Source organism: Streptomyces aureocirculatus (assembly GCF_000720475.1).
Taxonomy (GTDB): Bacteria; Actinomycetota; Actinomycetes; order Streptomycetales; family Streptomycetaceae; genus Streptomyces; species Streptomyces aureocirculatus.
The window spans coordinates 73,450-93,450 of the sequence record NZ_JOAP01000049.1 but is presented as its reverse complement, the minus strand read 5'-3'; the positions used below and the strand labels follow the sequence as shown (position 1 = coordinate 93,450).

Here is a 20,001-nt window from a genome sequence, read left to right as displayed (position 1 = left end):
CTGGCCACTCGCTATGACAAGACCCGTGAGTCCTACCAAGCCGCCATCACCATCGCCTCAATCCTGCTCTGGATCTGACCTTTGAAGACGATCTCTAGGGCGTGCCCTAGTAGCTCCGCTACGAGGACATCCCGGCGCCTTGCGATCGCACGCACCAGACGCCGCTCCTTGCTCCACGCCGACCCATCGGACACGCCCTAGACAGAGACCTGGTGGGTGATCCACACCCCGGGTTCCCAGTACGTGCCCAGGTCCCGTGTCCTGTCGACGCGGAGCGGTGCGAGCCCGCCGGGGAAGACGTAGTCCCCGTCTTCCGGGAAAGCCATGTCCGTCCAGCCTTCCCACTCGGCCACCGTTCCGGTGATCCGCGAGGAACGCCCGGACGCCGCCGCGACGGTGCCGCCCGCGCCCACCTGCGTGCGGATCCACGGGTCGAAGGGGGTCCCGTCCTCGCGGGTCCAGGCCGCGTACCGCTCGATCGGCGCGAGGGGGTACCGCTCCTTCCAGGTGGGCCTGACGGGTACCAGGACAACTGGGAGACCGGCGCGCCGGGCCGTGGCGGTCATCGCGTCGAGGAGGACCTTGGACAGGCCCTGGCCCTGGTGGTCGGCGGCGACCTCGATGCCCAGTGCGCACAGAGCCCCGGGGGCGCGGCCGGCGTCCCGGTCGGTGAAGGCCCGTGCGATCGAGTCGTCGAGGCCCGGGCCGAGATCCGCCGCCGTGCCGTCCCAACTGCGGGGCAGTGAGCGGCCCGCGCCGGCGATCACGTCACGCTCGTCGTCGTACAGGAGGAACTGGAAATCGGGGAAGTCCTCGAACAGCCGGTTCCAGTAGTCGCCGTTGATGTCGCCGTGCAGGTTGTACTCGGGCACCACGCCGGCGAACCGGTCCGGGATGCGGTCCCACAGTTCGGGTCGTTGGGTGTAGCGTACCAGCGTCAGGGCCATCGGGTCCAGCTCCTTCTCAGGCGGGGACTTCGAGGTCCCAGACGATGACGATGGGCAGCCCGTCCCAGGCGGCGCGGGCCGCGTCCGCGATGAACTCCTCGTATCCGCCGGGTGGGAGCTGCCCGTTGAACAACGGTTCATGGCAGGCCCGCACGCGCAGGCCGGCCCGCCGGAACGCTTCGAGGTAGCGGCCCGGCAGATGGACGTGGTTGCGGACGAACGCCAGCTCGTCGGAGTCGCGGACGAAGAGGCACTGTCCTTGGAGGGCGATCACGAACGGATGCAGATCGGTGACGACGATCCGCCCGCCCGGCCGCACCACCCGCGCGAGTTCCGCAGCGCCCGCGGTGAGTTCCGGCAGGTGGGTCATGGCGAGCGAGCAGACAGCGAGGTCGACGGAGCCGTCGGCGAGGGGCAGCTCTTCCAGGTGCCCGATCCGGAACTCGGCCTCCGGTGTGTTCGCGCGGGCCTTGGCCAGCATCTCCGGTGACTGGTCGACACCGATCACGTGGTGGCCCCGGCAGGCGAGGGCCCGGGTCTGCCGCCCGGTGCCGCATGCCGCGTCCAGCGCCACGCCCGGTGCGATGCCGTCAAGGATCGACGCGACGACCGGCTCCTCCACGTCGATGTAGGAGCTGGGCAGCGAGTCGTAGACCTTCGACCAGACCGCGTACCCCGCTGCCGCGTCGAGTTCGCTGACCGTGCTCCCGCCGTCCGGCAGCTTCTCCGCGCCGCGCTCCTCGGCGGCGAAACGGCGGATGTCCGCCACCCGGGCCCGGAGGAAGGCTTCGTCGCCGTCCACCGCGTGCCGCAGCAGCGCGAGCCCCTCAATGCCCAGAACCAGTTCCCGTACACGGAATTCACCACTCATGCGAGCCCCTCACCGATTGGCGGACGGTTTCGTATCCTGCCGGATTCCGCAGTACCCACGAGGTTCGCGTGGGATTCAGGAATCGTCGAGTGTGTCCAGAAAAGGGGTTTGAATGGCCGGTTGGGCACGCCATTGTCGCCGCCTCGGCAGCCACCTAGCATGAACCACATGATCGAAGGATATCTCGGCCGTGAAAGCATCACCGTCGGTGGCGAAATGGCGGTGCACGTTTCCACCGACTCCGCCCGTTTCCGGCTCCGGTTCTACCGGCTCGGCCGGGAACTCGTACCCGTCGGGGAATCCGCCGACCACCCCGGTGCTCTGCACGCCGCGCCCGCCCACCCGGACGGATTACCCGGTTCGGCTTCACCCGCGGACGACTGGAGTTGGCCGTCCCTTGGTTTCACCGTACCGGAGGAGTGGCAGCCGGGAATGCACATCGTCGAATTCGTGGAGTCCGGGCACGACCGGGCCGATGACCCGCCGTACCTCGACATGGAGCATCTCGAAGGGCACGCACGCGAATTCTTCGTCGTCCGCCCGCGCGTCCCCGGCAGCCACTCCGCCATCCTCTACAAGAAGTCCACCTTCACCCGCCACGCCTACAACCGCTCCGACCTGCCCGGAACGGAACGGGGCGCGAGCCTGTACGAAAACCCCGTTCACCGAGTGGGCGGGAACGGCGAACCCCGTGGTCACAAGGTCAGTTTTCACCGGCCGGGCGGTGTCGTCGACCTCGCGTACTGGGACGCGCCCTTCGTCGCATGGCTGGAACGCCACGGCTACCCGGTCGAGTACTGCACGGACCTCGACCTGCACGAGGACCCCGGCCTGCTCTCCTCGTACGACCTGCTGCTGAGCGTCGGACACGACGAGTACTGGAGCGCGGAGATGCGTGCCCACGCCGAGGAATTCGTCCGCGATGGCGGGAACATCGCCTTTCTCAGTGCCAACGCCTGCTGGTGGCGGGTGCATCCGATGGACGGCAACTCCGCTTTCGTCTCCGACACCGATCATCACGTGGGGGAGGAGTACCCGCACCTGCCCGCGACCGACCAGTGGTGGGCGCCCGCACCCGGCGGCGTCGGCAGGCCGGAGAACTCGCTCACCGGGGTGAGTTTCCGCAACGGCGGAATGTGGCCCGCCACCGAATGGCCAGGAGACCGGCCCCGAGTCGGCTACACGGTGCAGCACGCCGACCACTGGATCTACGAAGGGACGGGCCTGCGCGATGGATCAGGAGGAGAAACACCGGACCGATTAGGTGCCGGCACCCCTCTCATCGGGTACGAATGTGACGGCGCCGCTTTTGCCTACGACACCGGCGGAATCGCCCGCGCCACCGGAGAGGACGGAACTCCGGACTCGTTCCTCATCCTCGGAATTCACGTCCTCGAACCGGTGCACGAGGATTTCCACCACTTCAAGTGGGGCCACTGGAACGGGCCGGTGCGCGAGAGGACCATCAGCAGCCCCCGTGCCGCCACCATGGGCCTCTACACCGCAGGCGGCACGGTCTTCACGGCCGGCACCACGGACTGGCCCGTGGTCTGCGGGCACGAGCTGGACCCGGCCGTCGTCCGGGTCACCCGCAACCTCCTGGACCGGCTCAGACACCGGGTACCACCGCCCCGGTGAGCAGGCTTGTGAGACCGCTGATCCGCGCGGCCCCGGTGGGCAGGGGCGGCGCGGAACCGTCCACCACCCGGTCGGGGCGGTACAGGTGGACGGCCCGCATCCCCGCGTCGAGAGGGCCGAGCACGTCGGGCACCCACATGTCCCCGACGAAGAGCACCCGCCCGGGCGGCAACGCACACCGGTCGAGCAGTTCGCGGTAGATCAACGGGTGCGGCTTGCGTGCCCCCGCCCGGGCGGAGCCCACCACCACGTCGACGGCACCCCCGAGCCCCACCTCCTCGACGCACGTCTCCAGGTTCCAGAACCAGTTGGAGCACACCCCGACGAGCAGCCCCCGGTGCCGCAGGGCCGCGAGGACTTCACGTACGTCCGCGAACAGTTCAAGGCTGATGGCCTTCATCGCCCGGTCCAGCTCGTCCACCAGCTCGTCGAGTGCCTCCTGCGGCACCCCGCAGTCCCGCGCCCGGCGTCGCAGCCGGTCACGCTCCCACGTCGTGTACGTGGCTTCGTCGGCCGAGTACGCGGTGTGCTCCTCGCCCTCGCGGGGACCCACCGACCACTGATCACCCCAGAGTTCCCCCTGAGCCATCAGACCCCGGCGAGCGAAGATGCCGCGATGGTCGGGGGGCAGCGGCCGTACCATCCGTACCAGCGTGCCGTAGAAGTCGAAGACGACCGCGCCGACCCCGTCCACCAGCGGCGACCCGGGCCTAGAAACGGCCGTACCTGCGGGGGAAGTAGTCCTCAAGCGCGCCGTCCCGCTCGATGTCGACGGTCGCGCAGTGCAGCCCGCCACCGAACGGCCCCACCGCCCGGAACGGCACCGGCACGATCTCGAACCCGTACGCCGACAACTGCTCCGCGAGCCGTACCTCCTTCTCCTCGACGCACAGGGTGTTCTCGTCGAGGTTCAGCATGTTCCCCGCGAGCCATGGACTGCTGAAGGACAGTTTCGGCGGATGGTCCCAGCTCGCCGGTTGCACCGCCTCGACGATCTCCCAGTCGTTGAGTTTGAAGAACTCCATCAGCTCGGCGTCGGCGAGCCGCTCCCCGCAGTGCAGCACGAGTCCCGGCCGCAGCGGCACCCAGGTCGCGTCGATGTGCAGCGGATGGGTGTTGGTCGAGGTGACCGCGTGCACCCGGTGGTCGGGGAAGTGCCGCCGCAGCCAGTCGAAGCCGCTCCTGTTGGTGACGAACGACAACTGCACGAACAAGTCCTTGCCGAACCGTGCCACGTCGGCCGCGTCGAACAGCGGCTCGGCCTCGGTGAGGACCAGGTCGTAGTCGCGGACCCGGGCCAGTTGCACGTCGGTCGGCAGATCGTTGTAGGTGTCCCAGAACCCGGTGTTGTACGACGCGTCCGTGAGACGGGGCTTGGGGGCGGCCTCCCAGCGCATCCGCTCGTCGGCCTCGAAGAGTTCCTGGAGCACCGGCCGGTAGCACAGGTACTCGAACCAGCGGCTGCGGTAGGACATGGTCGCTTCCAGGACCTCGTTGCCGACCGTGAGGAGCAGATCCCGGGGTGGCATGCAGCCGAACATCGAGTCGTGTGTCCACTCCGGCGTGCCCACCTGCTGGGTGAAGTCGACAGGTGTGGGGCGGTCCACGCGGATGCCGCGCCTGCGCAGCATGTCGGCGAAGTCGTCGAGCTGCTGCTCGGCCTCCGCCACCATCTCGGCGGGCATCGGGCCGTGCGTGCCCAGCGGGAAGCCGTCGTCGGGGTAGTCCCGGCGCACCGCGTGTTCGGGGGCCTGCACCACGGTGCCCTGCGCGCGGCCGACGATCACATGCCGCAGTGGGTCCCAGCCGTTCCAGGAGTTGACCCGCACCGGGCGGGCGGGGGTGTCGGATCCGGTCGTCCTCTGTTCGGTCACGTACAGACCCTCCGGTCGGAAGTCGCGGAAGTGCCGCTGAGGGCAAACCTGCGGCCCCGCCCCGTCACCGTCAAGAGCCACTCCGTCACCCGACGTCGCGTTCGCGTCAGCGTGGCCGGAGTCCGGCCCCGTCCCTTGCCGGAGTCCGGTCCCGTTCCTCCTTGGGACAGGCGGTGTTCGTACGGCGCAGCGTGTCGGGAGCGCGGGGAGTGCTCACCGCTGTCTTCCGGCCGAATTGCCCTCGCGTCGCGCGGAGCCGCGAAGGGTTGGGTAAGGAAAGATGCGGTCGCCGACCTCACACGCCCCGACGCACGGAGGATTCCGATGGCACGTCGCATGCCCGGCCGGTCCCTGGTCCTGGGAGCCGTCCTCCTGCTCACGGCGGCCGGGTGCGGCTCCGGCGGTAACGACGGCTCCGGCGGAGGGGGAGGGGGCGGAAAGGAGCTGACGGTGTGGCTCGCGGTGGACGCCAGGGAGAGCTGGCCGACGCTGGTCGCCTCCGCCAACAGCCGGTTCACCAAGGAACACCCGGGGGTGAAGGTCGATGTCCAGTACCAGCAGTGGACGACGAAGAATCAGAAACTCGACGCGGTCCTCGCCGGTCGGAACGTGCCCGACGTGGTGGAGATGGGCAACAGCGAGACCACCAACTACATCGTCAACGACGCCTTCGCGCCACTGGACCCCAAGGGCTTCGACCACTCCGGGCAGTGGCTGCCGGCGCTCACCGACGCCTGCCGTCACGACGGCCGGACCTACTGTGTGCCGTATTACGCGGGCGCGCGCGTCGGCATATACCGCACCGACTACTTCCGGCAGGCGAACATCACCCGGGCCCCGCGCACCTATCCCGAGCTGACCTCGGCCCTGGACCGGCTGAAGGAAGAGTTCGGTTCCAAGGACCCCCGGTTCTCCGCGTTCTACATGCCCGGCCGCTACTGGTACGCCGCCATGGCCTTCGTCAAGGACGCCGGCGGCGAGATGGCGGCCGAGAAGGACGGCCGCTGGCACGGCGCCCTCTCCGCACGGAAGTCGATCGACGGCCTCACCGCCTGGAAGAAACTTCTGGACGACTACTACGAGGGTGACCGGGCCAAGGACAACAGTGACCAGCCTGCAGTGGTCGGGCAGGGCAAGGTGGGCGTGTTCTACGGCAACACCTGGGAGGCGCAGGCCGCAACCGACCCCCGCTCCGGCGGAGACCCCGGCCTGAAGGGGAAGTTCGCCACCTTCGCCTTCCCGGGCCCGTCAGGGAAGCTGCTTCCACCGTTCCTCGGCGGCTCCACCCTGGCCGTGCCCGCCAAGTCGGCGAACAAGGACCTCGCCGCGGACTGGATGCGCGTCTTCACCGACCGGAAGTCCCAGCGGCAGATGATCGCCGCCAACACCTTGCCCAACAACACCGTCCAGTTGGCCGACGTCGCCGCCGACGGCGTCAACGGACCGGCGGCCCAGGCGGCCACCCGCGGCTGGGTCACCCCCCTGGCCCCCGGCTGGACCTCGGTGGAAAAATCCAACATCCTGCCCGAGATGCTGGAGCGCATCGCCTCCGGCAAGGCGTCCGTCCGGGACGCCGCGCGGGAGGCGGACCGCCGGATCGACGACGTGATCAATGAGCGCTGAACCGGTCCGTCGCCGACTGCGCTCCGTACTGCCGTACCTCCTGATCGCCCCGACCGTACTGGCACTCGTCGTGGTACTCGGCTATCCGCTGGTCGACATGGTGACGCTGGCGTTCCAGGACATGACCCGCAAGGAGCTGTTCAGCGGCTCTGCGCCGCCCTGGGTCGGTCTGCGGCAGTTCCGGACGATCCTCGGCGACAGGTTCTTCTGGACGGTGGTGCTCCGCACCGTGCTGTTCGCCGTGGTGTGCGTGACCCTGACCATGGTGCTCGGCCTGCTCGTCGCGCTGCTGATGCGGCGGGCGTCGCCCTGGGTGCGGGCAGTACTGACCAGTGTGCTCGTCGCCGTGTGGGCGATGCCGGTGATGGTGGCGGCAGCCGTCTTCCGCTGGCTCTTCGACGCGGACTACGGAGTGATCAACTGGTTGCTGTCACAACTGCCCGGCGTCGACCTCGCCCGCCACAACTGGTTCACCGACCCGTGGCAGGGCTTCGCCGTGATCGCCGCGGTCGTCGTCTGGGGCTCGCTGCCGTTCGCCGCCATCACGCTACGGGCGGCGCTCGCCCAGATCCCCCCGGAACTGGAGGAGGCCGCCCTCATCGACGGCGCCCGCCCGTCCCAGGTCTTCCGGTACGTCACCTTTCCCGCCGTCAAGCCGGTGTTCGTGGTGGTCACCACACTGATGACCATCTGGGACTTCGGGGTCTTCAACCAGGTGTGGCTGATGCGCGGGGGGCAGCCCGAGCGTGAGTACTACCTGCTCGGCGTGTACTCCTTCATCGAGTCGTTCGCCGTCAACCGCTACAGCACCGGAGCCGCCATCGCCGTGGTCACCGTCGTCCTGCTGCTCGCCGGTGCCGTGGTCTACCTGCGGCAGATGCTGCGCCTTGGAGAGGCCGAATGACATCAGGACAGCGGCAGAAGGCCCGGCCCGGGCGCCCGCCCCGACGCCGCTACGACGTTCTCGGCCTCCTGGTGGCCGCTGTCGTCGGCTTCCCCGTCTACTGGATGGTCCTCACCGCGTTCCGGCCCGCGACCGAGATCCTCAGCCTGCCACCGGAGTTCTGGCCGAGCCGTCCCACACTCGACAACTTCGCGCGGGCGATGGGCACGGAGACCTTCTGGGCCAACGTCCGCTCCAGCGCCGTCATCGGTGTCGGCACCGTCCTCGCCTCCCTGCTGGTGGGCACCCTTGCCGCATTCGCCCTCGCCCGCTTCCAATTCGCCGGGCGCAAGGCGTTCGTCATGGTGATCCTCACCGTCCAGATGATCCCCCTCGCGGCCCTCATCATCCCCGTGTACCTGCTCCTGAACGAAGCGGGCCTCACCGACAGCCTTGCCGGTGTCATCCTCACCTACCTCGTTTTCACCCTGCCGTTCACGGTGTGGATGCTGCGCGGCTTCGTCGCCGCCATCCCGGTGGAGCTGGAGGAGGCGGCGATGGTCGACGGCTGCGGCCGGCTCGGCGCGTTCGTCCGCGTCGTCCTGCCGCTGCTCGCCCCCGGCCTGGTCGCCACCTCGGTCTTCGCGATGGTGCAGGCGTGGAACGAGTACGTCCTCGTCTACGTCCTGCTGTCCACTCCGGAGAAGCAGACGCTCAGTATCTGGCTGGTCTCGTTCCAGACCAGCTTCGGCACCGACTACGGCGGTCTCATGGCCGGAGCCACGCTCACCGCCCTGCCCGTCGTGGCCTTCTTCCTGGTGCTCCAGCGCAAGATCGCCGCGGGACTGGCCAGCGGAGCGGTCAAGGGCTGAGTCCTTGACCTGCCGAGCGCGGCCCGTCGGCGACACCCTGTCCCACCCCCGTGGAGGAGAACACCGTGACGCACGACCGCCTCGACCTCGTCACCAAGCTCTACCAGCCCTCGGGCTGGCCCCGGGTCCTACAGGCCGCTTCCGGTACGCCCTCCCCAGCCCCGCTCGTCGTGGACCTCGACCCGACCACGTTCTGCGACCTCGCCTGCCCGGAGTGCATCAGCGGCAAGCTCCTCAACCAGGGCCGGTTCACCCCGGAACGGCTCGTCGCGCTCGCCGAGGAACTCGTCGCCCTGTCCGTGCGGGCCGTGGTCCTCATCGGCGGCGGGGAGCCACTCGCCCACCGGGGCACCCGCCGGGTCCTGACCATTCTCGGCGAGGCGGGCCTGGCCATAGGAGTCGTCACCAACGGCACCATGATCAAACAAAACCTCGCCGAGCTGGCCAAGTACGCCACCTGGGTCCGCGTCTCCATGGACGCCGGCACCGCGGAGACGTACGGCTTGTTCCGCCCCGACCGCAAGGGCCGCAGCGTCTTCGACAAGGTGGTCGGGAACATGCGGCTGCTCGCCGCCGAGAAGAAGGGCGCTCTCGGCTACTCCTTCCTCGTGATGTCACGCCGGGAACCCGACGGCCGCACGGTCACCAACCACCACGAGGTGCTGCGCGCGGCCGAACTCGCCCACGACATCGGCTGCGACTACTTCGAGACCAAGGCCATGTTCGACGACGACCACCACATCGTGCAGGTCCCCACCGAGATACTGGAATCCGTCGACCGCCAGCTCGCCGACGCCGCCCGCCTGGAGAGCGACCGGTTCCAGCTCGTCAACTCCTCCACCCTCGCCTCCCTGCGCACCCGTGTCGGCCCCGTCCAGCCCAAGGACTACCACCGCTGCCGAATAGCCGAACTCCGCACCCTCATCACCCCCTCCGGGGTGTACGTGTGCTCCTACCACCGGGGCAACCCGCTGGCCAGGATCGGCGACGCCGTCACCGACGACCTCGCCGACATCTGGCAGGACTCGGACCGGGGCATCGTCGACCCGAGCCGGGACTGCCGGTTCCACTGCGCGCGGCACGGCTCCAATCTGGAGCTTGAGCGCATCGACCGCCGCGAGACCGACGGGCCTCCGCTCTCGCAGGACTACGACCCGTTCATCTGACGCCCCGGCAGGCCACGTCCGACAACCGGCACGCGAAGGCGTCCGGCGCCTCCCTTCCCCGTACGGAGACACACGGTTCCCTGTACGGAGACACACGGTTCCCTGTACGGAGACACACGGTTCCCCGTACGGAGACATACGGGGAACCGGGAAGTGCCGGACGCCGCCGCAGTGGACGAACGCCCACCGCCGCAGACCGCTCAGTGGCTACGGCGAGGCCCGCTGCCGCCTCCCTCCCGGCGCGATTGCGGCTGCCGACACCGACGGCAGTGGATCAGCGGCACCCTCCACCGGCTCAGCCCCGCCCTGGCCCGCCGGCACCGACCCCCGGCGGGCACCCGGGGCCGCACGCGTCGGTAGGACCTTGGCCTGCGGATGGGAGACGCTCAGCGCCCGCGTCAGACGCGCCACGGTCTCCTCCACCGCGTCGGCCGGGCACACACCGACCAGCGCACCACCCCCGCCGGCCCCGCTGAGCTTCAGTGGCAGGCCGACGACGCGCAGTGCGAGAGACCGCAGTTCCTCCAGGAACGGAGTCGACATCCGCTGCTGGTCCCGCATGGCCTCATGGGCTCGGACCATCGCCGCCCCGAGCCCCGGCAGGTCCCGACCGTGCAGCGCCTCCCACACCCGCCCCGACGCCTCGTCGGCCACCGCCCGGTAGGCGGCCAGTGCGGGGTCGCCTGCCGCGAGCTGTGCCCGTACGTCGCGGATGTGATGCCTGGTGTCCTTGCGGGTGCCGGAGTCCACGACGAGGACCCGCCACTCGTCCGGGAACTCCAGCCGCTCCCGCACGGCGGGGAGCCCGTGCTCGCGGCCTTCGAGGAGCAGCGCGCCGCCTTCGACGACCGCCAGGTGATCCATGCCACCGCCGTTGAAGACGGCGAACTCGAACTCGTACGCCCACTGGGTGATCGTGTCGTCGCCGACGCTCCGGCCCGTGAACGACGGGTCCGTGAACGCCCGGAGGAGTGCCACGATCCGCGCCGTGGACGACGACAGGCCGCTCGCCTCGGGCGCCTCGCTGCGCACGGTGACAGCGGGCGGGCGCGGACCGAGGCCGGGCAGCCGCTCGCGCAGGAACGCCCACACCTCCCACGACCAGTCGTCCACCGTCTGCCTGTCCGGAGCGGGAGTGGGCATGGCCTCCACGGTCGTCGTCAGGGAGAGCGCGACGCTGACCGAGCGGCCGCCGCCGAGCCAGTCCAGGTCCTCGCCGGACAGACAAGCCCGGCAGGGCACCACCGCGCGTATCGGATGTGTGGGGATCACTGGGCCTGGAACCTTCCCTCCGTGCGGAACCTCTCGTACATGGAAAGCACCACCGCCGTCGGCGGGTGCAGCGGCTGGAGCGGGGCGTCGAGCGGCCTGAACACGGCCTTGCGTACCTCGTCGGCCCCCGGGGACAGCTCCCCCGACCAGCGGTGGGCGACGAAGCACAGTGCGAAGCAGTGGGTGACGTCCCCGTTCGGGTAGGTCAGGGTGTGCACCCGCGGATCGGACAGCGTCCCGAACGCCACCAGGTCCTCCCGCTCCACCCGCAGACCGGTCTCCTCCGCGACCTCCCGCACGGCGGCGTCCGCGAAGTCACCCCCCTCCTCGCAGGCGCCTGCCGGAAGCTCCCACACCCCGGTGTCCACGCGCTGCTGGAACAGGCCGCGGCCCTCCGCGTCGATCAGCAGCACCTGCGCGCCGGGCACCAGAAGCGTCCTGGAGCCGACTTTCTGGCGCAGCGACCAGATGTACGAACCGGTGTAACTCATGCCGTGCGTGTCTCCTCCGTCGCCGTACCCGCGTGCCGCGGGCATTTTCGGGCGTGACTCCTCATGCTTCTTCCGCCGCCCCGGCTTCCGTCGCTCCGGACACCTCTTCCGTCGCCCCGGCCAACCAGCGTGGGGTGGCGTCCGGTGTGGCGAGCAGCCAGCGCACATACCGGTCCACACCTTTGCGGACATCGATGCCCGCCTGCCAGCGCAGCAGTTCCCTGGCGCGTCCGGTCGAGGCGTAGCCGCCGATCGGGTCACCCTCGGGCCGGGGGGTGACGATCCGCCGTGCCCCGGGGAAGTACGGAGCGATCAGGTCGGCGACCTCGCGGACCGATGTGGGCACGCCCGTGCCGATGTTGACGGTCTGCGAGGCCATCTGTTCCTCGGTCAGGGCGAGCGCGGTGGCCTCGGCGACATCGTCGACGTGGACGAGGTCACGGACCTGGACGCCACCGCCGTTGAGCCGCATCGGCCGGCCGAGGCGCGCCTGGAGGGAGAGCCAGGGCACCATCCAGGAGTGACTGCCCTGCTTGGGTATCTGGGGCTCGCCGTACACGGAGAAGTAGCGCACCACCGCGTACTCGGTACCGCTGGCGGCGTTCAGCATCAGGCGGGTCTGGTGCTCCGCCCAGAGCTTGGAGTTGGCGTACACGGACACGGGGAAGAGCGGCTGGTCCTCGTGGAAGACCTGTGGCCCCTCGCCGGCCGGTGTGCCGTCGCCGTACACGGACGCGGAGGAGACAAGCACGAGCCGGCAGACGGCGGACCGGGCGGCCTGCTCCAGGACGACCTGGGTGCCCTCCACATTGGCGCGGAACGCGATGTCGGGCCGCCGGGTGCAGGCCGCGACATCCGCGTAGGCGGCGGCGTGGACCACGAAGTCGGCCCTGCGCAGCAGGGCTCCGACGGTGTCGGCGTCGCGGACGTCGCCGACCACCAGGCGGGCGCCGCCGCGTGCCACACCGAAGAGCTCGTGGCCGGGCTCGGGGTAGGCGTCCATGCGGTCGAGGACGGTGACGGTGGCTCCGGATCTCTGCAGCACGGAGACCAGCCTGCTGCCGACGAGGCCACCGCCGCCCGTCACGACGACGCGGGCGTCGCGGAGCTTCTCGAGCCGGGAGCGGACGGTCTCCTCGGCGACGTCGACGGTGGCGGCCGCAGCGGACAGGCTGGGTAACTCGGGCATGGGAGCCCCTTTCCGGTATCGGGGAGGAAGGCACGTGATCCACCGGACCTGGCGTGCCGGGCCTCAGGATCGATGGGCCGGTCGTGCACCTGCCAGAGGGCCATTTCGGCACTCTTGCGGCGTGCTCAAGCCCTCCGTAATGTCCGGGACCGACGGGTTTCGCGCCCGTGCCGGCACGGCCTCGACCGATCCGGAAGACGGAGGGCAGATGGCACGTCAACGACTCAGCGCGGTGGTCATGACCCACCCCAGACGCCGGGCGGCAGCCGAGAAGCTGGCGCTCAGCGCGCCACCCGGCCTGCTGCGGGTCGTGATGGACCCCGACCCCACCGGTACCCCCTCGGTGCTGCGCACGGCGCTCGCCGCGTGGTCGGCGGTCGACGACGGAGCCACACACCAACTGGTGGTTCAGGACGACATGATGTTGTCCGAATCCTTCTTCGACCGGGTCCGGTCCGCGATCGCGGAACTGCCCGACGCGGCACTGGCCCTGTTCGCCCTCTGGGACTCCCGCAACGGGGCGGCCGTGCGCTGGGGGTCGATGGCGGGCGCCCGCTGGGTCGGCGCCGTCAACGAGTACTTCCCGTGCGTGGCCATCGTGCTCCCCCGTACGGTCGCGGAGGGATTCGTCGCGTACGCCCGGCCCCGGCTCGGCGGCTGGCCCGACGACATCCTGATGCACCGCTTCTTACGCACTACCGGCGTCCCGCGCTACGTGGCCGTCCCCAACCTCGCCGAACACCAGGACCACGGCTCCATCTCCGGGAACGCCTTTCGCGGCCCACGCCGTTCGGTCTGCTTCCTGCCGGGGGACCGGCCGGGCGCGGAGGGCCGGACCGCCCCGGCCCCCGACGCGCTGCCCTTCTTCAAGTACGGCGTCGCGCAGTGCGCGGTCCGCATCCCGGGCCCCGGACCGGAACGACGCCTGCACCTGGACACCGAGCAGTACCTCCGCGGCGCCGGACTGCCCGCCTCGCTCCTCCGTCCGCCCGGCGCCGGACCGGCCGCGGCGGATGTACGCGGGACCTGGCTGACCGCCCTGGCCATGGGCTTCGAAGCGGCCCGCGCCGGACTCCGCGCCCCCTCCACGGAGCCGGAGGCCTACGCGGAGTCGGTCGCCACGATCGGTACCGGCGGCATCAGCAACACCAGTACGGAGGAACACCTCGCCCGACGCCGCGAGCCCCTGGCCGAGGTGGCGCGCCGCGCGCTCGACGCCGGACGTGAAGCCGCCGCACACCGCCAGGGCCCACGCCCACGACGACAGGGACGACGACGGGGCGGCCTCGTATGGCGAGCGGCGACGAACCCCCTCGGCGAGCACCTCGCCCGCAGACTGGCCGACCTGCGGGAGCCGTCCGACGCGGTGATCGACCTGACGCGCCTCCAGGCCGCCGAGCCCGCGGTCACCATCCGCGCCCACGACGACTCCACTCCCTACACACTGACCGTGGGGGAGCTGTACGGACCCGGCTGCTCTCGGCACACACCCATCGGCCGCATGGTGTGGGACGCGTTGCGCAGTCACCCCGTCACGGTCGTCGGCCCCCCGGACGCCGATGTTCATCCCCTCCACGTCAACGACCTCGCCGACGCCGTCGCGGCGGTTCTCCGCACCCGCCCCGCGAACCACCACCTGACCGCCGCACCCGAGAAGCCCTGTACAGCGGCAGAGCTGGCCCAGGCCGTACACGACAACGTACGTCCCGTCCCCTCACAGGTGGCACCGGACGAAGAGCCCGGGTGGCACACTCCGCCCGGCGGCGCCGAACTGCCTCCCGGCTGGGCACCCTGCACGGGCCTGCCCCGCGGGCTGCACAGCTTCGCCCAGTGGCTCGCCTACGAGGGAGTCCTGTTGGAGCCGAGCTGACCGCAGGTCCGTGTCGATCTCACAAGAAGCGGCGGATCGGCTGGACCGCGGCCTCCCGGGCCCGCTGGAGGACCGAACGTCGCTGCCACCGGTCCGCCTGGATCAGTTCGCTGGCCGCCACGTCCGCCTCGAAGTGTTCATCGAGGGTGGCGGTGAACTCCTCGTCCAGGACGGCGAGCATGACTTCCTCGTCGTGGGCGAGCGAACGGCGGTTGAAGTTGGTCGAGCCGATGAGCGCGGCGACACGGTCGACGGTGATGACCTTGGCGTGCATCATCGTCGGCTGGTACTGGTAGATCTTCACCCCGCAGGCGGTCAGGTCCTGGTAGTAGTGCTGGCCCGCCAACTGGCACACCCGTTTGTCGGTGTGCGGCCCCGGCAGCACGATCTCCACCTCGACACCGCGCCGCGCGGTCGCACACAGCAGCTCGACGAAGTACGCGTCCGGCGAGAAGTAGGCGGTGGCCAGGCGGAGGCGCTCCTCGGCGGACTGCAGCATCACGCGGATCAAGGTCTGCATGTCCTGCCAGCCGAAGCTGGCCGAGCCGCGCACCACCTGCACGACGGCGTCGCCCTGCGGGCGGTGCTCGATGAACCGGTCCCGCTCGTCGAAGAGTTCGTCGTGGCACTCGGCCCAGTTCTGGGCGAACGCCGCAGCGATGCCGTCCACCGCGGGACCGCGGACCTCCACATGGGTGTCGCGCCACTCGTTCTCATTGCGCGCGTCACCGCACCACTCCTCGGCGATCCCGACCCCACCGGTGAACGCGGTCTCCTCGTCGACGACCAGCACCTTGCGGTGGCAACGATGGTTCTGCTTGAGCGGCGAGAGATACAGCGGCTTGCGGAACCACGCCACCTGCACCCCGGCCCGCTCCATCGCGTCCAACTGCTCCGTCTCGATGAGCCGGCTCCCGAACCCGTCGAGGAGCAACCGCACCCGCACCCCGGCACGGGCCCGCTCCGCGAGCGTCTGCGCGAACTGGCGGGCGATATCACCCTTCCAGTACACGAACGTCATCATGTCCACCGTGTGCTCGGCACGGCGGATCCCGGCCAGCATCGCGGCGAAGATCTCATCCCCGTTGCGCAAAGGGATGAGCTTGTTGCCCTCGGTCGCCGCGATTCCTATCAGACGCTCCAGACGCCGCCGTATCCGCACCACGCGGGCATCACCGTCCGGCGCGTCGGTCGCCAGCGGCGCGTCGGGCGCCTCGGGCTTGTGCGGCGGCGGCTCGGACGGCTCCTGCGTACGGGTCATGACTTCCCCTGGCCGGCACGCGACGAAAACACATCTGGCCGCGGTGCCCGGTCCGGCGCGGGCTGAGCAGCCAGCCGACTGTACCCCCCGGGCCGCGGGGCGACGCGGCTGCTACGTTCCGAGGCCATGAACAACAGCGTGTATGTGGGCAACGCGGGCAAGGACGCCGCACTGGACAGGGGCTGGCTGCTGGGGCACTTCAAGGACGTGGGTGACCCGCGCCACAGCGAGGCCGTGGAGATCAAATGGGGCGTCCATCCGCAGGGCGACGAGCGGACGCAGTGGGTGAAGGGCGAAGAACGTACCGCTCTGCTGGTCCTGATCAGCGGCCGCTTCCGGGTGGAGTTGCCCGGCCGCAGTGTTCTCCTGTCCGAGCAGGGGGACTACGTCGTGTGGGGCCGGGGTGTCGACCACTCCTGGTTCGCGGAGGAGCCGTCCGTCGTACTGACGGTCCGCTGGCCTTCCGTCCCCGGGTACGTGGCGACGTAAGACTCTGCGCGAACGTTCTTGAGCGGGCGATCCAGATAGGTTACGGTTGCATCATGGCAAGGACCCGGGAGTTCGACACCGAAGCGGCGGTGAGTCGCGCCATGGAACTGTTCTGGACGCGCGGCTATGAGGCGACTTCGGTACGCGACCTGACCCAGCACCTGGGGATCGGGCAAGGGTCCTTGTACGCGGCCTTCGGCGACAAGGACGGCTTGTACCGAGCCGCGCTCGAGCACTACCGCACGACCCTCGCGGCCGCCGCCCTGCGCGACCTGGAGGAGGGCGCGGACGCCCGCTCGGCGATCCGTACGCTGCTGACGGAGCGCGTCCGCATCGCCGTCGGGCACGACGGCAGGGGCTGCCTGGCGGTGAACGCCGCCTGCGAGCGCCTTCCTGAGGACGCGTCGATCCGGCGCATCGTGCGGGACATGCAGGACGCCAGCAGGGAGGCGCTCGCCGAGGTGCTGCGTGTGGCGGTGGAGCGGGGCGACATCGCGCCGCGACACGACCCGCGCACCCTCGCCGCCTTCCTCGTCACCGTCCTCAACGGACTCCTGGTCTCCTCGAAGGTCACGCCGGACCTCCATGCCCTCGAACCCGTCGTGGAGGTCGCGGTGGCCGCCATCGGCTGATTTTTTTCTGCCCAAAATCTGGATCGCACGATCCAGATAAACCCTCGGAGTCGAGCCCTCGGAGCTCTCGGAGCCCACGGCCACACGGGACCCGGCGAGTCCGTCTCTCCGCTCCACCGACACCACGGAGCACCCATGCACCCCGCACCCACCCCGGTCACACCCGCACCCGCTGCGGTCACACCCGCACCTACATCCGCCTCGGCCGCACCCGGCCTCGGGGGCAGCCGTTGGAACGCATTCTCCGCGGGCGGCACCGTCCTGACCGCCGCTCAGTTCCTCGCCGCCACCGAGCCGCTGCTCCAGGGCATCATCGATGACAACGCCCTCACCAGTGCCGACGGCAAGGTGTTGGAGGAGCAGATCCACGCCACGCTCGCCCTCGGCACCAGGGAGACCTCCCTGCCGCTGCATGTGGGCCCCGACAGCGCCCCGGCCGCCCGTGAACTGGGCGCGCAGGCAGAGAAGATCGGCCAGGAACTGGCTTCCTGGGCCACCGCGGCCTTGGCGAGGCTGCTCACCGACCGGATACCACTGCCCGCCGGCCCGCTGGTCGTCCGCAGCCACTGCTACGGCCACCTGCTCACCCCCGCCGCAACCGACCTGCTCATGGGCCGCCGCGGGGGCCCCGTCACCGTGCAGCTCTACAACGAGTGGCTGCACCAGATCGTCCTGCTGCGCGACGCCCTGCTGCCCTTCACCAACTGGCAGGACGTCCCGCTGACAGTCACCCCGACCGGACTGCGGCACACCGAGACGGCTCGCGACGCGTTCCTCACCGAACTCCTCGTACGCTAGATCCGGCACACCCGCATCGTGGACTTCGCCCGCCACGTAGTCACCGGCACCTCCGGCCCGGACGGCTACGGCTTCGCAACCGCCGGTGGCACCGCGCTGCCCGCCGCCCTCGGCCAGGCCCTGCGCGGCCACCGTTTCGCCCACCGGCCGGACAACGCCGTGGGCAACGCAGCAGCATGCGGAGCAGCCTCAGGGGACTCACCCACCAAGGACTCACCCCGCACCGTGGACGTATGGACGGCTCTGCGCGCACCGGGCCTGGTGTGGACGCAAGCAGGCGACGTCATCCTCGACGCCACCGGCCAGGACGACCTCGTAGCCCTGGCCCTGCTCGGCAGGCTCTACCCGGAGAACGTCACGGTGTGCCCCGCCGGACACCCCACCGCTGGGGCCAGGACGGCCGGGGGGCGAACGGGCAGAGCGGACCGAGCCGCTTGGTGGTCTCGGCCCAGACCCGCAGGGCGGCGAGCGGCTCTTCGAGGGGATCTGGCCCGGCCCTCCTGCTACTGCCCAACCTGTCGGCGCCGCACTGGAACGCCAACTCCGCCCCGTCACCGACGACATCACCGGACACGTCATCGAGGACTGTGGCCACATCATCCCACTGCACCGACCGAACGCCCTGCTCATGCTCATGCTGTTGAAACTGTTCCTGGCCGGTGAGGACGCGATCGCAGCATGACCGGGGCAGCCGCGACTTTCGATATACGCCCCAGAAGACTGACCACACCAAGAAGGCTGGACAACCATGATGTACGACCATGACGGCACGCCCGTCCGCACAGGGCGTGCCGCCGTCAACGGCACGAGCCTGCACTACCGGACGGCCGGTACGGGACCCGCGGTGGTGCTGCTCCACGGCGTGCCCAAGACCGGCTACCACTGGCGCCACCTCGTCCCGAAGCTGACGCCCCGGCACACCGTCGTCGTACCGGACCTGCGCGGTCTCGGCGACTCCGCCCGTCCCGCGGACGGCTATGACTCCGCGACGATGAGCGACGACATCGCAGAGCTGATGGACCACCTAGGGCACGAGACGTACGCCGTCGCGGGCGAGGACTGGGGCGCCGTGATCGGCTACCAACTCGCCGCCCGCCACCGGGACCATGTCAGTGCCCTCGTGTTCGCCGAGGCGCTCTTCCCCGGGTTCGGCTTCGAGGACCACACGGCCCTCACCTCCGAGAACGTGTCCAACGGCATGCACCTGTGGCATCTGGGCTTCTACTTCCAGCCCGACGTACCCGAGATGCTGATCGCCGGGCACGAGCGTGAACTGATCACCTACATGATCAAGTCCGAGCGCAGCCACCCGGACACCGCCACTCCCGACGCGATCGACGAGTACGTGCGCTGCTACTCCATGCCCGGAGGCATCCGCGCGATGCTCGCCGTCTACCGGGCGATGCTCGTCGACGCCGAACAGAACCGGCAGGCCGCGCGGAAGAAGCTGGACATCCCGGTCCTCGCACTCGGCGGCTCGGCCTTCATCGGCGACCGCAACGAGTCCCAGATGCGGCTCATGGCCCACGACGTCACCGGAGTCGTCTTCGACGCCGGCCACGACCTGGCGGAGGAGGTGCCCGACGACATGGCCGCCGCGGTCCTGCCGTTCCTGGCGGCACAGGCGTAGCCACCCCCGGCTCAGGGGCCGTACCGGCACCCCGGGGGGATTCTCCGATGGCCCTGGCGTTCTGCGGCGCTCGCCGGTGACGATGCAAGGTGACTTAGGAAGGGGTATGCCCTTGCGCGCGCATGAACAGGCTGACAAGGCCCAAGCCGATGTGAAGACGCCACACGTCGCTGCATCGCCGCCCGCGCTGGCCGGAAGAGTCGATTTCGGAGAGCCGGGACGGTCACCGTCGCTTCTGGGCGGCAGCAAGGTCACTGTCCGGCACGAGGCACGGCTCAATGTGGGCGGCCGCTCCAAAGAGGACGTCCGCTACATCCGCTTCGTGAAGGCAGCGAAGAGCAACAGAGGGTTGAGGGCGAATGAAGTCGGTATCTCCTGGACCCGGCCCGGGGGGACACGCTCTCGGCGCTGAGCAGGGAACATCCGGTGACCCGTTGAGCCCGACGCCCGCCTGAATCGGCGGCCGCCTTCTGCCCCGTGCTCGCCCGAGGGCCG

General features: G+C 69.9%; 18 protein-coding genes and 1 pseudogene. 11 read left to right on the top strand and 8 right to left on the bottom strand.

Annotation, left to right across the window (positions count from 1 at the left end; translation table 11 throughout):
* Positions 1 to 197 precede the first annotated feature (197 nt).
* Both IG78_RS0133725 and IG78_RS0133720 read right to left on the bottom strand, forming a co-directional pair.
* Positions 198 to 947, bottom strand: a complete 750-nt coding sequence (locus IG78_RS0133725; RefSeq protein WP_030570834.1) for a hypothetical protein — start codon at positions 945 to 947, stop codon at positions 198 to 200.
* A gap of 16 nt (positions 948 to 963) precedes the next feature.
* Positions 964 to 1,818, bottom strand: a complete 855-nt coding sequence (locus IG78_RS0133720) for a class I SAM-dependent methyltransferase (RefSeq protein ID WP_030570831.1) — start codon at positions 1,816 to 1,818, stop codon at positions 964 to 966.
* A gap of 168 nt (positions 1,819 to 1,986) precedes the next feature.
* On the opposite strand from IG78_RS0133720, the gene IG78_RS0133715 reads away from it, so the two are divergent.
* Entirely contained in the window at positions 1,987 to 3,456 is a 1,470-nt protein-coding gene (locus tag IG78_RS0133715; protein ID WP_030570828.1) for a N,N-dimethylformamidase beta subunit family domain-containing protein, read from the top strand.
* Here IG78_RS0133715 and IG78_RS0133710 read toward each other — a convergent pair.
* A complete protein-coding gene (locus tag IG78_RS0133710; protein ID WP_225882326.1) occupies positions 3,428 to 4,150 on the bottom strand; it encodes an HAD family hydrolase in 723 nt (240 codons plus the stop codon). The genes IG78_RS0133715 and IG78_RS0133710 overlap by 29 nt on opposite strands.
* Before the next feature lie 16 nt (positions 4,151 to 4,166).
* The gene (locus IG78_RS0133705) at positions 4,167 to 5,330 is read right to left on the bottom strand and encodes a serine/threonine protein kinase (RefSeq protein WP_078965782.1); all 1,164 of its coding nucleotides are present in this window, start codon (positions 5,328 to 5,330) and stop codon (positions 4,167 to 4,169) included.
* A 324-nt stretch (positions 5,331 to 5,654) separates the two neighbouring features.
* Here IG78_RS0133705 and IG78_RS0133700 point away from each other — a divergent pair, with 324 nt between their 5' ends.
* The 4 genes from IG78_RS0133700 (at position 5,655) to IG78_RS0133685 (ending at position 9,874) form a co-directional block, all read left to right on the top strand.
* Positions 5,655 to 6,953: an extracellular solute-binding protein gene (locus IG78_RS0133700; protein WP_030570819.1), complete on the top strand. Its 1,299-nt coding sequence runs from the start codon at positions 5,655 to 5,657 to the stop codon at positions 6,951 to 6,953.
* Positions 6,943 to 7,857 (top strand): carbohydrate ABC transporter permease, encoded by a 915-nt coding sequence (locus tag IG78_RS0133695; protein WP_030570816.1) that lies wholly within the window; start codon positions 6,943 to 6,945, stop codon positions 7,855 to 7,857. Before IG78_RS0133700 ends, IG78_RS0133695 begins: the two co-directional genes overlap by 11 nt.
* Complete coding sequence (locus IG78_RS0133690) at positions 7,854 to 8,708, top strand: carbohydrate ABC transporter permease (RefSeq protein WP_030570814.1); 855 nt, start codon at positions 7,854 to 7,856, stop codon at positions 8,706 to 8,708. The genes IG78_RS0133695 and IG78_RS0133690 overlap by 4 nt, the downstream gene beginning before the upstream one ends.
* Before the next feature lie 65 nt (positions 8,709 to 8,773).
* Entirely contained in the window at positions 8,774 to 9,874 is a 1,101-nt protein-coding gene (locus IG78_RS0133685; protein WP_030570811.1) for a radical SAM protein, read from the top strand.
* Positions 9,875 to 10,081: 207 nt separating this feature from the next.
* Here IG78_RS0133685 and IG78_RS0133680 read toward each other — a convergent pair whose 3' ends face one another.
* From IG78_RS0133680 to IG78_RS0133670, 3 genes are all read right to left on the bottom strand, one after another.
* Positions 10,082 to 11,146 (bottom strand): mevalonate kinase family protein, encoded by a 1,065-nt coding sequence (locus tag IG78_RS0133680; protein ID WP_169749738.1) that lies wholly within the window; start codon positions 11,144 to 11,146, stop codon positions 10,082 to 10,084.
* Complete coding sequence (locus IG78_RS0133675) at positions 11,143 to 11,637, bottom strand: NUDIX domain-containing protein (protein ID WP_030570805.1); 495 nt, start codon at positions 11,635 to 11,637, stop codon at positions 11,143 to 11,145. Before IG78_RS0133675 ends, IG78_RS0133680 begins: the two co-directional genes overlap by 4 nt.
* 61 nt (positions 11,638 to 11,698) lie before the next feature.
* Positions 11,699 to 12,826, bottom strand: a complete 1,128-nt coding sequence (locus tag IG78_RS0133670) for an NAD-dependent epimerase/dehydratase family protein (RefSeq protein ID WP_078965781.1) — start codon at positions 12,824 to 12,826, stop codon at positions 11,699 to 11,701.
* A gap of 208 nt (positions 12,827 to 13,034) precedes the next feature.
* Here IG78_RS0133670 and IG78_RS44490 point away from each other — a divergent pair, with 208 nt between their 5' ends.
* Entirely contained in the window at positions 13,035 to 14,696 is a 1,662-nt protein-coding gene (locus tag IG78_RS44490; RefSeq protein ID WP_157855966.1) for an NAD-dependent epimerase/dehydratase family protein, read from the top strand.
* Between the two features lie 19 nt (positions 14,697 to 14,715).
* Here IG78_RS44490 and IG78_RS0133660 read toward each other — a convergent pair whose 3' ends face one another.
* Positions 14,716 to 15,957: a phospholipase D-like domain-containing protein gene (locus IG78_RS0133660; RefSeq protein ID WP_051853158.1), complete on the bottom strand. Its 1,242-nt coding sequence runs from the start codon at positions 15,955 to 15,957 to the stop codon at positions 14,716 to 14,718.
* 126 nt (positions 15,958 to 16,083) lie between these two features.
* Here IG78_RS0133660 and IG78_RS0133655 point away from each other — a divergent pair, with 126 nt between their 5' ends.
* The 5 genes and pseudogenes from IG78_RS0133655 (at position 16,084) to IG78_RS0133640 (ending at position 19,506) form a co-directional block, all read left to right on the top strand.
* Entirely contained in the window at positions 16,084 to 16,446 is a 363-nt protein-coding gene (locus tag IG78_RS0133655; RefSeq protein WP_030570793.1) for a cupin domain-containing protein, read from the top strand.
* A 53-nt stretch (positions 16,447 to 16,499) separates the two neighbouring features.
* The gene (locus IG78_RS0133650) at positions 16,500 to 17,078 is read left to right on the top strand and encodes a TetR/AcrR family transcriptional regulator (protein WP_030570791.1); all 579 of its coding nucleotides are present in this window, start codon (positions 16,500 to 16,502) and stop codon (positions 17,076 to 17,078) included.
* Between the two features lie 135 nt (positions 17,079 to 17,213).
* The gene (locus IG78_RS52820) at positions 17,214 to 17,876 is read left to right on the top strand and encodes a hypothetical protein (RefSeq protein WP_063760839.1); all 663 of its coding nucleotides are present in this window, start codon (positions 17,214 to 17,216) and stop codon (positions 17,874 to 17,876) included.
* Positions 17,877 to 18,384: 508 nt separating this feature from the next.
* A pseudogene (locus IG78_RS51830) lies at positions 18,385 to 18,558 on the top strand (alpha/beta hydrolase); the annotation flags it as partial.
* A gap of 66 nt (positions 18,559 to 18,624) precedes the next feature.
* Positions 18,625 to 19,506: an alpha/beta fold hydrolase gene (locus tag IG78_RS0133640; protein ID WP_030570788.1), complete on the top strand. Its 882-nt coding sequence runs from the start codon at positions 18,625 to 18,627 to the stop codon at positions 19,504 to 19,506.
* The last annotated feature ends 495 nt before the right edge of the window (positions 19,507 to 20,001 follow it).

What these genes read in the sequence shown, in the direction of transcription:
- IG78_RS0133660 (WP_051853158.1), bottom strand. Translation starts at nt 15,957, where the DNA reads ATGACCCGTACGCAGGAGCCGTCCGAGCCGCCGCCGCACAAGCCCGAG.
- IG78_RS0133650 (WP_030570791.1), top strand. Translation starts at nt 16,500, where the DNA reads ATGGCAAGGACCCGGGAGTTCGACACCGAAGCGGCGGTGAGTCGCGCC.
- IG78_RS0133670 (WP_078965781.1), bottom strand. Translation starts at nt 12,826, where the DNA reads ATGCCCGAGTTACCCAGCCTGTCCGCTGCGGCCGCCACCGTCGACGTC.
- IG78_RS0133715 (WP_030570828.1), top strand. Translation starts at nt 1,987, where the DNA reads ATGATCGAAGGATATCTCGGCCGTGAAAGCATCACCGTCGGTGGCGAA.
- IG78_RS0133655 (WP_030570793.1), top strand. Translation starts at nt 16,084, where the DNA reads ATGAACAACAGCGTGTATGTGGGCAACGCGGGCAAGGACGCCGCACTG.
- IG78_RS0133725 (WP_030570834.1), bottom strand. Translation starts at nt 947, where the DNA reads ATGGCCCTGACGCTGGTACGCTACACCCAACGACCCGAACTGTGGGAC.
- IG78_RS52820 (WP_063760839.1), top strand. Translation starts at nt 17,214, where the DNA reads ATGCACCCCGCACCCACCCCGGTCACACCCGCACCCGCTGCGGTCACA.
- IG78_RS0133675 (WP_030570805.1), bottom strand. Translation starts at nt 11,637, where the DNA reads ATGAGTTACACCGGTTCGTACATCTGGTCGCTGCGCCAGAAAGTCGGC.
- IG78_RS0133700 (WP_030570819.1), top strand. Translation starts at nt 5,655, where the DNA reads ATGGCACGTCGCATGCCCGGCCGGTCCCTGGTCCTGGGAGCCGTCCTC.
- IG78_RS44490 (WP_157855966.1), top strand. Translation starts at nt 13,035, where the DNA reads ATGGCACGTCAACGACTCAGCGCGGTGGTCATGACCCACCCCAGACGC.
- IG78_RS0133720 (WP_030570831.1), bottom strand. Translation starts at nt 1,818, where the DNA reads ATGAGTGGTGAATTCCGTGTACGGGAACTGGTTCTGGGCATTGAGGGG.
- IG78_RS0133695 (WP_030570816.1), top strand. Translation starts at nt 6,943, where the DNA reads ATGAGCGCTGAACCGGTCCGTCGCCGACTGCGCTCCGTACTGCCGTAC.
- IG78_RS0133690 (WP_030570814.1), top strand. Translation starts at nt 7,854, where the DNA reads ATGACATCAGGACAGCGGCAGAAGGCCCGGCCCGGGCGCCCGCCCCGA.
- IG78_RS0133640 (WP_030570788.1), top strand. Translation starts at nt 18,625, where the DNA reads ATGATGTACGACCATGACGGCACGCCCGTCCGCACAGGGCGTGCCGCC.